General features: G+C 51.4%; 9 protein-coding genes and 1 tRNA gene. 3 read left to right on the forward strand and 7 right to left on the reverse strand.

Annotated features, from left to right (window positions below):
* Positions 1 to 57 precede the first annotated feature (57 nt).
* Together JTN23_RS20915 and JTN23_RS20920 are read left to right on the forward strand one after the other, a co-directional pair.
* A complete protein-coding gene (locus tag JTN23_RS20915) occupies positions 58 to 1,020 on the forward strand; it encodes a YheT family hydrolase (protein WP_247237015.1) in 963 nt (320 codons plus the stop codon).
* A gap of 98 nt (positions 1,021 to 1,118) precedes the next feature.
* Positions 1,119 to 2,072: a D-2-hydroxyacid dehydrogenase gene (locus tag JTN23_RS20920; protein ID WP_247237016.1), complete on the forward strand. Its 954-nt coding sequence runs from the start codon at positions 1,119 to 1,121 to the stop codon at positions 2,070 to 2,072.
* On the opposite strand, the gene JTN23_RS20925 is transcribed toward JTN23_RS20920, so the two are convergent.
* The 7 genes from JTN23_RS20925 to JTN23_RS20955 form a co-directional block, all read right to left on the reverse strand.
* The gene (locus JTN23_RS20925) at positions 2,069 to 2,947 is read right to left on the reverse strand and encodes a MerR family transcriptional regulator (RefSeq protein WP_247237017.1); all 879 of its coding nucleotides are present in this window, start codon (positions 2,945 to 2,947) and stop codon (positions 2,069 to 2,071) included. The genes JTN23_RS20920 and JTN23_RS20925 overlap by 4 nt on opposite strands.
* A 238-nt stretch (positions 2,948 to 3,185) precedes the next feature.
* Entirely contained in the window at positions 3,186 to 3,863 is a 678-nt protein-coding gene (locus tag JTN23_RS20930) for a carotenoid biosynthesis protein (RefSeq protein WP_247237018.1), read from the reverse strand.
* Positions 3,864 to 4,047: 184 nt separating this feature from the next.
* Positions 4,048 to 4,123, reverse strand: a tRNA-His gene (locus tag JTN23_RS20935).
* A 93-nt stretch (positions 4,124 to 4,216) separates the two neighbouring features.
* Positions 4,217 to 4,828 (reverse strand): superoxide dismutase, encoded by a 612-nt coding sequence (locus JTN23_RS20940; protein WP_247237019.1) that lies wholly within the window; start codon positions 4,826 to 4,828, stop codon positions 4,217 to 4,219.
* Positions 4,829 to 4,893: 65 nt separating this feature from the next.
* Positions 4,894 to 5,337 (reverse strand): nucleoside deaminase, encoded by a 444-nt coding sequence (locus tag JTN23_RS20945; protein ID WP_247237020.1) that lies wholly within the window; start codon positions 5,335 to 5,337, stop codon positions 4,894 to 4,896.
* A gap of 72 nt (positions 5,338 to 5,409) precedes the next feature.
* Entirely contained in the window at positions 5,410 to 9,282 is a 3,873-nt protein-coding gene (locus JTN23_RS20950; protein ID WP_247237021.1) for an Ig-like domain-containing protein, read from the reverse strand.
* A 133-nt stretch (positions 9,283 to 9,415) separates the two neighbouring features.
* Entirely contained in the window at positions 9,416 to 12,478 is a 3,063-nt protein-coding gene (locus JTN23_RS20955) for a serine hydrolase domain-containing protein (protein ID WP_247237022.1), read from the reverse strand.
* A 131-nt stretch (positions 12,479 to 12,609) separates the two neighbouring features.
* On the opposite strand from JTN23_RS20955, the gene JTN23_RS20960 reads away from it, so the two are divergent.
* Positions 12,610 to 13,080: a rhodanese-like domain-containing protein gene (locus JTN23_RS20960; RefSeq protein ID WP_247237023.1), complete on the forward strand. Its 471-nt coding sequence runs from the start codon at positions 12,610 to 12,612 to the stop codon at positions 13,078 to 13,080.
* Positions 13,081 to 13,147 lie beyond the last annotated feature (67 nt).

Consider the following 13,147-nt stretch of genomic DNA (forward strand, 5'->3'; position numbering starts at 1 on the left):
GTGAGTGTACAGACTCTTTTTATTTTTATCAGTATCACACCATAAGCAGTCCATCCCATGCCTGTTTTACGTCACTCTTCCTACCCCGGCCCTCCTCGCTACCTGTACAACGAACACCTGCAGACCATCGTACCCAGCGCTTTTCGTAAGGTAAAGGGCCTGGTATACGAGCGCGAGCGGCTGGACCTCTCGGATGGTGATTTTCTGGATCTGGACTGGGTGGATAAAGGAAGCAAGCGGCTCGTTATTTTGACCCACGGCCTCGAAGGCGACTCCCGCCGCCCCTACATCATGGGCACCGCTAAGCTGTTCGCGCAGAATGGCTGGGATGTACTGGCCTGGAACTGCCGTTCGTGCAGTGGGGAGATGAATCGTGCTTTCCGTCTCTACAACCACGGGGAGATCGGCGATATCCACGAGGTGATCCAGCACGCGCTGCGCACCAAACAGTACGAAGAGGTAGCGCTGGTAGGCTACAGCATGGGCGGTAACATTACGCTGAAGTACCTGGGCGTACACGGCAAGGGGGCTCCGGATGTAATACGTCAAGGGGTAGCCGTGTCGGCGCCCGTTGACCTGGGCTCGAGTGCCCGCATCCTCGACAATCCCTCCAACCGTTTTTACAAAAAGCGTTTTCTTAGCAAGCTCACCAGGAAGGTACTGATGAAGGCGGAACTGCACCCGGGGCTGCTGGATATTACCAAGCTCAAATCGGTACAGGTGTGGCAGGACTTTGACGAGGCGTTTTCGGCTCCGCTGGGAGGCTACCGCGACGCCACCGACTTTTATACCCAGGCCTCCGCACTCAACTACATGCCGGGCATAGAAGTACCCGTGCTCCTTGTCAACGCGCAGAATGATCCTATACTTACCCCCCAGTGCGCACCGGCTGCCCTGGCTCAGCAGCATTCCCACATTTATCTGGAGACGCCCCGCCTGGGCGGGCACGTGGGCTTCATGGTCGCTCGTGATGAGTTTACCTGGGCCGAAAGGCGGGCGCTGGAATTTGTAAGTAGCTAGAAAAAATACAGATCTTTGCCCTTGTCCATTTCTGTACCTCCTAATCTTTACAGACCAACCCGAGGTACCTGATACCTCCTGACCTACTACCACTACCTATGAACATTGTTATCCTCGACGGTTATACCCTTAATCCCGGCGATCAGAGCTGGGAGCCCATGGAAGCGCTGGGCACTCTTACCATCTATGATCGTACTCCCACGGAGCAAATCGTAGAAAGAGCCAAAGAGGCCGACATAGTACTGGTCAATAAGTTAGAGCTGCGTGAGGAGCATCTGGCCCAGCTACCCAGACTCAAGTACATCGGCGTAACGGCCACGGGATATAACAACGTAGATCTGGAAGCAGCCCGTAAACAGGGAATTGTGGTAACGAACGTTAAAGGTTACAGCTCCCCCTCCGTAGCCCAGCATACCTTTGCGCTCCTGCTGGCCCTCACCAACCACGTGGAGCTGCACAGCCAGAGCGTACACAGCGGCGACTGGACCCGGGCCTCCGATTTCTGTTACTGGAAAACACCTCTGGTAGAGCTAAGCGGTAAAACTATGGGACTGATCGGGCTGGGTGATATTGGCACGCAGGTAGCTCAGATAGCGCTGGCTTTTGGCATGAAGGTACTGGTATACCGCAAGCACCCCTCCCAGACCGACCATGAGCAGCTCAAAAACGTGAGTCTGGAAGAGCTTTTCCGCAGCAGCGATGTGGTAAGTCTGCACTGCCCGCTTACGGAGGAAACGCGTGAAATTGTAAATGCTGATTCGCTGGCGTTGATGAAACCATCGGCGTACCTGCTCAACACCGGCAGAGGGCCGCTGATCAACGAGGCAGATCTGGCCGCTGCCTTACAAGGGGGACAGATAGCCGGTGCCGGGTTGGATGTGCTATCTTCGGAGCCGCCTCAAGCAGACAACCCACTGCTATCGGCTCCTAACTGCATTATTACTCCCCATATAGCGTGGGCTTTCTTTGAATCGCGGCAGCGACTACTCCAGCTGGCAGCTGAAAATATAAGATTATTTCAGGCAGGAACACCACAGAACGTAGTGAGCTAAGACTCCACAATTCTGATCAGATCTTCTATCTTATTGATGATAAGGGTATTGTCAGCCGTGTCAATACCCTGCCCTACTATCTGGTAGCCTGTAAGCAGAATGGTGGACTCGGAGAAGCGTGCCGCAAGACTATCCACGTAGGGCTGTACATCACTATTGGCCGGAGCGGACGTAATGGCTGTAAAGATATAGTCGGGCTTGTGGATGTCGTAGGCAAACTCGAGTTCGCTGAATGGCAGGCTTTGCCCCAGGTATACTACCTTATTGTGGCGGGCACGGATGATGTAGTTGGCAAAGAGCAGGCTTATCTCGTGTAGCTCGCCTTCGGGCAGGTACAGCAGGTATTTTTTTGACGCAGGCCCCAGCTTCACCACCTGTCCGTCTATGGCTACGATAATCTTCTGCCGGACCAGATTCGTGATGAAGTGTTCCTGAGCCGGCCCAATCGAGCCGGTCACCCATAAGGTACCAATGCGGCTTAGAAACGGGTAGATGATATGAGCCATCGTACTCTCAAACCCAAACTGCAGGATATTGGTACTGATTACTTTTTCGAACCGATCCTCATCTAGGTCGATCATGGATATGGTAAGCGCGTGGATCTGATCGGGGTAGTTGAGCTTTTGATCAGAGATAGCTATTACTTCATTGCTCATCTCCTCGAAACTCATCTTCGCAATTTCGGAGATCTTGTAGCCGTGGTCCTTCAGCAGCGAAATATTCAGAACCAGTTTCAGGTCCTGGTCGTCGTACAGGCGGATATTAGTATCGGTACGTTTAGGGGTAATGATATTGTACCGCTGCTCCCAGATACGTAACGTATGAGCTTTTATTCCCGAAAGTTGTTCAAGATCACGTATAGAATAGTTGCTCATAGTCTGCTGAAAGAGGGGCTGAAAAAGATTAACTTATTTGCTGTTGCCGGTAATGTCTAAAAAAGCTATTGCTCCTTCTCACAAATGTATAGTGGTACCTTTTGCCCTTAAACTACCCAACGCCAAGGCTTTGCGTCTACCGCGCTTCTTCAAAAGGCCGTTGCTCCTTTATCGGCTATATAGCTGTTCTGACAGTTATATACCTAACTACCTGCCCCCAAATTTGTTTAATTTCTGTTTACCAAAAAATAAACAAGGTACTTAACCCGAAGAAAAAGAACTGTAACAGGAGCAGCAGAGGAGCGAGCTTGTTTGTCTTGATGAAAGGGAGGCGATAAAACAACAGGAGGAGTAAAGCAGAAACTACGTACCAGGCTACATAGTTTTGAAGTGGAATAGCTGGCGTGTTCCAGCTCCAGAAGTCCAGGTGGATTGCTACCGGCTCAATCAGGATATCCAGCCCCACCATAAGGGCAGCGCCCACGATAGCCTTAGTCCAGGCCGGTGCGGGCAGGCGGTCGCATACACTCCCACAGGCGTAGGTCAGCATGAGCCAGTTGTTTCCGATTACCAGAGGTACTTCCCAAAGTTTCCAGCCCAGAGCCGGACCGTACTGATACGAGCCAAAAATAAGGCCGGTATGGACGCCCGCTACTTCTACAAAAAAGCCAACCAGAAAGGCCGTGAGGCAGTACAGCAGGAAAGAGCGGTTCCAGTCGGTATGAAAAAGCAGCAGCAGTCCCAGTGAACTGAGCAGGTTGAGAGGAATGAGCGGACGGAAAAACGGCTGAAGCACCTCTACCTGCAGACCGATGACTCCCGCCAGGTACATTAGTGATAATACGACGTAGATGATCCGCTGGGTAGCGGGAGCTACCAGCGATGCTCGGACGGGAATGGATTGCTGCGTAATCAAGATGGTACGTTACTGCTGAATTGGACAGACGTTACGAGTTGCATACAGGTCAGTCGACCTGACACATAAACAAGCAAAACCAGCAAAGGTTGTAAAGGAACTACCAAGTGATAAGGACAGATACTGGTGGACAGACTCCATAGGTACCTAAAAGAAAAGCCCCGACTAGCGGGGCTTTATGAGAGGGAGAAAGACGGGTCTCGAACCCGCGACCTCCAGAACCACAATCTGGCGCTCTAACCAACTGAGCTACAATCTCCGTTTTTGAGAGTACAAAACTATATAAAAGGATTATGGCTTGCAATACAAACAAGCATTTTTTTTACAAGTCATAATCCTTTTATACCTCTGTATTATGCCTGACGGGCGGATTTATAGTTTTCTTCAGCGGCATTCCAGTCTACTACACTCCAGTAAGCATCCACATAATCAGGACGTTTGTTCTGGTATTTGAGGTAGTAGGCGTGCTCCCACACATCCAGTCCGATTACAGGAGTACCCTTAGCCTCGGCTACACCCATCAGCGGGTTGTCCTGGTTGGGAGTGGAAGTAATAGCCAGATCACCACCATCCGTTACGATCAGCCATGCCCATCCCGAACCAAAACGGGTAGCGGCAGCTTTCTTGAACTCATCTTTAAACGCATCGAACGAACCAAACTTAGACTCAATGGCCTGGGCTAGCTCTCCCTGGGGGCTACCACCTCCATTAGGTGAAAGCGTCTTCCAGAAGAAAGTGTGGTTCCAGTGTCCACCCCCATTATTACGAACCGCCGCAGGCAGGTTTGATCCCGAAAGGATTTCCTCTATGCTTTTACCTTCCAGGTCTGTACCGGCTATGGCGTTGTTGAGGTTAGTAACATAAGCCTGGTGGTGGCGATCATGGTGGATTTCCATGGTTTGAGCGTCGATATGAGGCTCAAGGGCATCATTAGCGTAGGGTAGTGGATCGAGTGTAAATGCCATTGTAAATTATAGTTTATAGGTTACCAAGATTTAGATTTCGTTTTAAGTAACAGAGGAAATCTTTTTTATGTTCTTAGTCGGCGAAAAAAGTTGAGGAGCAGCTGGCGGCACTCCTCTTCTCTAACACCCCCATCCAGGCTGGTTTTGGGGTGAAGTACTGACTTCCCCAGCCGCCTGAACCCTCGCTTGTCATCACCGGCTCCGTACACGACCCGCCCCAGCTGCGCCCAGTACAGTGCCCCGGCACACATGACACAAGGCTCCAGCGTAACGTACAGGGTACAGTCCTGCAGGTACTTGGCACCCAGGTATTCCGACGCCGCTGTAATGGCCAGTATTTCGGCATGGGCTGTGACGTCGTGCAGCAGTTCAGTCTGGTTATAAGCGCGGGCTATGATACGCTGTTTACACACCACTACCGCCCCAACGGGTATCTCACCTGCTTCATCCGCCCGGTGTGCCTGGTAGAGCGCTTCACCCATAAAATAATTGTCCGTGTATAAATCCATGGCGCAAAAGTAAGGACATATAAAAAGCGAGAAGGCTCCCCTCCTCGCTTTTTATATCGTCAGGTATATTTATCAATCCTGCTTGACAATCCGTCGAACGGCCACCCGGCCTCCGTTTTCGACCTGGATAAAGTACACGCCCGGGTTCATTTGAGTAAAGTCTACTTCGGTTTTGGTCGTGCTCACCGGCTTTTCCAGCACCAGCCGACCGTTTGCATCGTACACCCGTAGCTGGGCTGCTCCCGCTACCAGTGATGCCTCAATATCTACTACACATAGGGTCTGTACCGGGCTTGGATATACTGTAAGCCACTGGGCGTTCAGTACCGGCTCTACACCCAGGATGGGATCTACCTGCACACGGGCCGTACCGCTGGCCCTGCCCGTACCGCATTGGTTAGATACCGCTGCAATAGAGTAGGTTGTGGTAGTCTGGGGCCGTACCGTCACGATATGCGAAGCGACACTGGTGGTAATAAGGGAGTCACGCTGCCCGGTATTGAAGGTAAACGTCCAGGGACCGTCGCCGGTGAGGTTGACACTCAGGTTGGCGGTTTCACCAATCAGGATCGTAGTAGTTCCGGTCAGAGTAGCCGTAGGAAGCGGACGTACCGTGACATTCACCGGGCTTATACTTCCACGCAGTATGAACTGGGGGCTCTCTCCTACTACGCGTACGAAGTAGTTGCCGCCCCTGGTACTATCGGGTACAGTAGCTACGGCTTCATTTCCATTCTGTACAGTAGGGATAGTGTAGAAATTCCGGTCGGTGGTATCCAGAGATATCTGAACGTTGAACTTGTTGCTGGCTACAAACTCACCCGATGCCTGGAAGGGTATCGTAAAGGTACGACCGGCACACAGGCTGGCTGTAGTAGGGTTACCGGTACTGATGGTCGGAATCAATACAGTCACCATGGCACTTCCGTTGGGAGTACCCTTGCCACATTCGTTGGATACCTCCGTTACCAGGTAGGTAGTGGTACGTTGCGGAGACACCTGAATCCGGAGGGGATTCTGCGTAGTGCGGCCGGACAAACCATTGGAAAGTACATAGTTCCAGGGCCCATCGCCGGTGAAGTTTACCAGTATCTCGGCCGACTGACCCAGACTAACGGCTTTATCTCCACTGATTGTAGCCGATGGTAGTGGCTTAATACGTACCCTGATCTCTTCCTTAGGGCTTTCACATCGGTTACTACCCGTCTGTGTTACGTAGAAAGAGTAAGTACCTACATTAGCCGTGAATGGAGTAAAAGGATTACTCTGTGACTCTGTGGCTGCGGCATCACGGTACCATTTGAGATTTTCCCCCTGAGCAGCGAGCGGACTAGCCGTAGTATTCTGACAGTACTCTACCGGTGTGGTAACAGCTGGCTTAGGCGTTGTATTGATACGTACCTTAATCTCAGCCCGATCTCCCACGCAGCCTCTCAGCGTCTGGCTTACGTAATAGGAGGTAGTACCACCTTCCTGTGTAGAGGGTACCGGTGCAGTAGCTGAAGCCGTACCTCCAATGGCGTTGGTACCATACCAGTTAATGGTAGCCCCTGTTTCCGGGGTAGCCGTTAGCGGAGAAGCCGTAACAAACTGACAGTATTCTATCAGAGGCTGCACAGTGGGTAGCGCAGGCAGACGCTTTATCTCTACCTGAAGCCTAGCCCTTGGCCCTTCGCAGTCCTTAGCAGTTACTTGGCTTACATAGTAAGAGGTAGTATCCGCATTGAGCAGATTGACGGTGGGAGCAGTGTTATTACCCGTGCCGCCACTGGCGGTAGTATACCAGCGGAAGGAGTTACCTGTAGTACCGGTAGCCGCTAGGGTGATGTTTTGTGCCTGGCGCGTCTGACACTCTTCTACCGAAGTAACAGTAGGTCGTACAGGCAACGGATTGACAACAACCGTAATTTTGGCCCGGGGGCTTTCGCAATTCAGACTTGTAGTGCCTACGGTGAAGGGTTTTGTCTGGGTTACGTAGAAAGTAATACTATCTGCTCTTGTAGTGGAAGGTGTAGGAGCGATAAGGCTTGCCGTTCCACCCGTAGCGACTGTATACCATTTCAGATTATCGCCCTGAGCCGCAAGAGGTGTGGCCGTGGCATTCTGGCAGTACTCTTCCCGGGTACTCACCGTTGGCAGTGGAGTAGTATTAATACGAACTTTGATCTCGACACGGTCACTTTCGCACCCATTCACCGTCTGGCTCACATAGTATGAAGTAACGCCACCTTCCTGTGTAGATGGTACCGGAGCAGTAGAGGAGCGGGTTCCGCCGGTGGCATTGGTTCCATACCAATTAGCGGTAGCTCCATTCAAAAAAGTAGGCTTTAAAGCTGTAGCCGTAGCAAACTGACAGTATACAACCTCTTGCGTTCCTGTTGGCGAAGCAGGTAAAGGGTTTACCTGAACGCTTATCGCTGCTCTGGGACTTTCGCAGCCCTCGGGTGTTACCTGACTTACGTAGTAGGTGCGACTAGAAGTATTTATCTGGTCTATGACCGGAGCTGAGCCCGCCGTACCACCGGTGGCTGCCTGATACCAGCGCAGGGTATTCCCCTCAGCAGCAGAAGCCGTTAAGGTAAAAGTCTGGGATACTTTCGTCTGGCAGTATACCTGTGTTCCTACTACCGTAGGAGCAGCAGGAATAGCGTTTATGGTTACTTTTATTTCGGTGGAAGAACTTTCGCAGCCCAGGGCGTTTCTCTGCGTAACTTTATATACCTGCTCACCCACTGTAGTAGTACTTGGAACAGGAGCAGTAGCCTGAAAAGTACCATTGGGCAGGTACCATCTTAGGGTATTACCCGTAGTGGCCGTAGCCGACAGAGCCTGCGCCGGAGCTCCCTGACAGTACCCTATAGTAGCCTGGGCTACCGCCGGGGCAGCCGGAGCAGGGCTGATCGTAACAACAATGGCTTTCTTTACACTCTCACATCCACCACTGGTCTGCGTCACATAGTACGTACCCGCGCTGGTAGGTTTAGGCGCTTCAGTTAACAAGTTATTGGCTGAGTCATACCAGCGTAGGTTACTACCCGTAGCTGTCAGAGTGGTGCCGGCACATACTTCGATAGGGCTGGTAGCCGTAGGTGCCGCTGGTACAGTACCTACTGTAATCGTGATAGTAACCTTAGGGCTTTCACAATTGCCAGAGTTAACCTGTGATACTTTATAGGTAATCGTGCCTGCTGATGCAGTAGAAGGCGTAGGAGCCTCAGCTAGAGGCGTATCATTAGCCTGATACCATTTCAGGGTATTTCCTGAAGTAGCGGTAGCACTTAGAGTAGTAGCCGTTTGGCCTACACAGTAGCTATAGCTGGCCTGTGATACGGCAGGAGCCGCCGGGGCGGATTTGATGGTAACATCTATCTGGGCACGGGGGCTTTCACACCCCCCGCTGGTTGATTGAGTTACATAGTACGAAGTAACACCCGATGCAGCAGAGCTGGGAGTAGGAGCTATTGCTGTGCTAGTTCCCCCCGTGGCGGTAGTATACCATTTCAGGTCTGTGCCTGCTGCCACAAGTGGAGATGTTGCTGCATTCTGGCAATATTCTACATTTGATGATACTACCGGAGCCGCGGGGGCTGTCTGAATAGTAAGGACCGCAGTACTGGCCGTGCCTACTCTAAGAGGCTCCTTGGATACCACCCGCACTTTGTAGGCAGTACCGGCTTCTATGCCCAGCCCAGTGGGTATGGTCACTACCAGCGGAGTGGTTGCACCACTGGGCGTTAGATTATATACGTGATCAAAGCTACCGGTCGCATCCGAAAGCTGTACCGTGAATTCATTGCCTGTATTGAAGGTACCCGTAGTGGTAAAAGGCACTGAAATGGTTCCACCCAGACATACTACCGTCTTGTCCGGCACTCCGGTAGTAATGGTGGGTGTTGTTGTTTGTGCCAGCGACTGACCTGCCCACAACCAACTGACAAAAAGCACTAACAGCCAACTAGTAAAAGTTTTTCCTTGCATATACCTGATTTTGATGAGAAGGGTAATTTTCCGTTAAAAAATTGCCCTTAAAGTTAGGTATATTTTTCCAAAGAAAGATGACTGCTGAGCAAGTGGTGACTTAGATCTTGACGATGGAATCGTACACCAGATCATGCACTTTGCGGCGTGTGCGGTGCCGGTTGATTCCGTTGTTTTCCATGTCGGGGTGGATACGGTTTGACAGGAACACAAATATCAGTTCTTCGTCCGGATCTACCCATACTACTGCTCCCGTAAAGCCGGTATGGCCGAAGGAGTTAATAGACGCTTTGGATGATACGTACGAGCTGTTGCCACTGATAGGAGCCTTGTCCCAGCCGAGTCCGCGGTGGTGAATGTTGTCCTGCATGCTGGAGAAGAAAGGTACCGTACCTGTCTGGAGAAACTGCTTACCCGCGTATAGTCCCTTCCATAGGTTCATCTGCATAAGAGTAGCCACATCAAGAGCCGTACCGAACAATCCGGCATGCCCTGATACCCCACCCTGAATAGCCGCCATCTGGTCATGAGCTGTACCCTGAATCAGCTGGCTACGGAACCGGACATCCTGCTCGGTAGGAGCAATAAGGTTCTGTGGGAAGCGACGAAGCGGATTATAGCCCAGCCTTGCCAGTCCAAGTGGTTCGTAGATATTCTGGTATACAAACAGGTCCAGGGGCTGAGCGGTTACGCGCTCCACAATCTTCTGCAGGGTCAGGAAGCCCAGGTCACTGTATACGTAGGAATACTGGCCCGAACGCTCGCGGCGGTTGTGCAGCGGTGACTCCACCACCCACTTCCATACCGAGTCGCGCAGTGTAGGCTTGGCATGTAAGCGGGGAGCTACCTGCAGCTGGAACATACTATCGGCCGAAGCACTGTAGTACTCGGGGAGAAGTCCGCCGCCTCTGGTCATGGTACGCTCCCACAACTTAGGATAAAAGGCCACCAGCCCCGAGCGGTGCATCAAAAGATCACGAACGGTAAAGTACTGCTTGTTGGTAAAGCGAAGCTCGGGAAGGTACTCCGAAGCTTTTTTATCCAGATCAATCAGCTTCCGGTCGTAGAGGAGCATCACCGCCTGCAGTGTAGAAGCTACCTTGGTTACCGAGGCCAGATCATAGATCGTCTCATCATTGACGCGCTCAGCTGAACGGTAGTTAAGAGTACCGTACGATTTATCAAATACTACCTTGCCTTTCCGGGCTACCAGTACCTGACAACCTGGAAACACATGCTCATTGATTGCTTCTGCCACTACATGATCAATATTCTGAAGTACACGGCTCTTCATGCCTACGCTCTCAGCCGATCCGTAGCTTATGCGACCAATGGCGGGGGTTTCGTGCCCGTGCCCAGGCCGGTACGACAAGACCGATACGGGCAATACGCCCTGACCGGGCAGCGCCCCGAACAGGACCTGTGCGGCGGCCATCTGTGAATCCGTCCCATCCTGATTCGCGCAGATGAGTGCGTCGGTCTCGGGGAAGAACTGGATGCTATAAGGTGTACCGAACAGGACCAGGACTACGCGCTTGCCCTGCTGCTTCAGCCGGTTGATAAAGTTGATGGTACCTGCCGTAACACCATGGTTGCGACGGGCTGATGAGCTGATACCATGCACACCTACTATGATTGCATCATATGCCTCCAGATGGGTCATCATCTGAGCAATCTCCTCGTCGTTACTGGGCTTATCCGCGAATATATGGTGGCGCATGGGCGCGTAGTGACCGAGCATCTTCTGGAACGGAGTCCCGTTACCAGCCCCTACCGTTACCGAAGCTACCTTCATGCCTTCCACACTACGGATAGGCAGGAGGCTGTTTTCGTTACGAACTACCGTTACTGCAGCTTCGCTCAACTCACGGATCAGCTCCTTGCTTTCCACATTATTCAGGTCCTGGTACAGGTTTGGCAGCTCCACAGGCTTGTACTCATGCAGCCCCGCCCAGTACTTCGCCTGCAGGATACGCTTAACTTTATTATCTATAAACTCCTGCGTAATAGTACCCTGATTTAGCGCTTCTTTAATACGAGCTACCGTTTCGCCTACTTTCTCCGGATAAAGCAGTACGTCGTTACCGGCCATAAGGGCTCTTAGGTTGACATCCGCAGCCTTGCCTGTCTTAAGTACTCCCTGCATATTCATAGCATCCGTGAATACCAGCCCACGGAATCCCATCTCGTTGCGCAGCAGGTCAGTTACTACTTTTTGAGATAGTGAGGAAGCCAGTTGAGGGGTGTTGTCCAGAACAGGCACGTACAGGTGTCCGCTCAGGACGCCCATCAGACTATCGGCAATCAGTTTCTTATAGGGATACAGATCAATCTCCTGGAGTCGCTCGGCAGAATGATTCAGTACAGGCAGAGTCAGGTGAGAGTCAGCATCGGTATCACCGTGGCCGGGAAAATGCTTGGCCGTAGCGATCACGCGGTTGTGCTGAAGACCCTTCATATACGCCGTGGCTTTACGGGTTACATTTTCACGATCTTCACCGAACGAACGAATGCCAATAATAGGGTTTTTGGGATTGCTATTAATATCCGATACCGGAGCAAAGTTGATATGGATGCCCAGTCGGCGACAGTGCCTGGCGATCTCCTCTCCCATACGGTAGACGAGCTCATCATCCTTAATTGCACCCAGTACCATCTGACGGGGAAACTCTATAGTACTGTCCAGACGCATACCCAGCCCCCACTCTCCATCTATACCAATAAATAAGGGTACTTTAGACTGGGCCTGGAAACGGTTGGTCAGGACCGCCTGCCGATGAGGACCTCCCTGAAAGAAGATAAGGCCTCCGAGGTGGTAGTCCCGAAGTAGTTTCTCGACATAGCGGTTTTCGTACTCATTTCTGTTGGAGAAAGCGGCCACCATAAAGAACTGGCCGATCTTCTGATCCAGTGTTAGCGTTGCCAGTGTACTGTCAACCCATTTGGCCTCGGGCAGTACGTGTACAGGTCCTGCCTTTCTCCGGGCTTTTTTAGCGGGTTTAACAGCCTCTGGTTCTTTGATAGACAAAGCCTCCAGCACAGTAGCTGATTTGTGCAATTTCCAGGCTGTTGCTACCACTGAACTTACAATCAATGAGACACACATTCCTATTACCACCCGCAGTATTCCTGGACGGGTAATACGACCAAACCAATTTCTCATGCTTGCTGTTAAAGTGTATTAGGTGTAATGATGATAATAATCGAACGCTACTATCAAAAAGTTCTATCTTCTCCAATATAACAAGAATCGTGCAAAAAAGATCAAAAATTCTTCTTTTTGTTATAATTTCTATGCTTTTTGGATGTAACTCTTCTGATGGCCAAATAACTAGTAAGCCTTACAAGGCGCTGCTACATACGCTGTATAAGAAGGACGTTCCGCTAATTAGCTGTGACAAAGCGCAAAAGCTTCCGGAGGCGGTGTTCCTGGATACGCGCTCACCGGCTGAGTACAAAGTGAGTCATATACAGAAGGCCCGCTGGGTAGGCTACGAAGAATTTTCGCTGGACCGCGTCAGGGACATTCCCAAAGACACTCCTCTGGTAGTGTATTGCTCGGTAGGGGTACGAAGCGAGCAGGTAGGTAAGAAGATGATAGACGCTGGCTATACGCGGGTGTACAACCTGTACGGAAGTATATTTGAGTGGGTCAATCAGGATAAGCCCATAGTAGACAGTAAAGACCAGCCTACCCGGAAGGTACACGCCTATTCGCCCGCGTGGGGGATATGGCTGCGCAAGGGAGAAAAGGTATACGAATAAGAGCCGGTACTCTGCTGTATCTATCGGATACACTATACGCAGACTACCGGCTTTTTTTTATTACTAA

The organism is Telluribacter roseus (assembly GCF_017355915.2).
Classification (GTDB): domain Bacteria; phylum Bacteroidota; class Bacteroidia; order Cytophagales; family Spirosomataceae; genus Telluribacter.

Excerpts from the sequence above, each read along its gene's own strand:
- JTN23_RS20915 (WP_247237015.1), top strand. The coding sequence starts at position 58 with ATGCCTGTTTTACGTCACTCTTCCTACCCCGGCCCTCCTCGCTACCTG.
- JTN23_RS20920 (WP_247237016.1), top strand. The coding sequence starts at position 1,119 with ATGAACATTGTTATCCTCGACGGTTATACCCTTAATCCCGGCGATCAG.
- JTN23_RS20925 (WP_247237017.1), bottom strand. The coding sequence starts at position 2,947 with ATGAGCAACTATTCTATACGTGATCTTGAACAACTTTCGGGAATAAAA.
- JTN23_RS20940 (WP_247237019.1), bottom strand. The coding sequence starts at position 4,828 with ATGGCATTTACACTCGATCCACTACCCTACGCTAATGATGCCCTTGAG.
- JTN23_RS20945 (WP_247237020.1), bottom strand. The coding sequence starts at position 5,337 with ATGGATTTATACACGGACAATTATTTTATGGGTGAAGCGCTCTACCAG.
- JTN23_RS20955 (WP_247237022.1), bottom strand. The coding sequence starts at position 12,478 with ATGAGAAATTGGTTTGGTCGTATTACCCGTCCAGGAATACTGCGGGTG.
- JTN23_RS20960 (WP_247237023.1), top strand. The coding sequence starts at position 12,610 with ATGCTTTTTGGATGTAACTCTTCTGATGGCCAAATAACTAGTAAGCCT.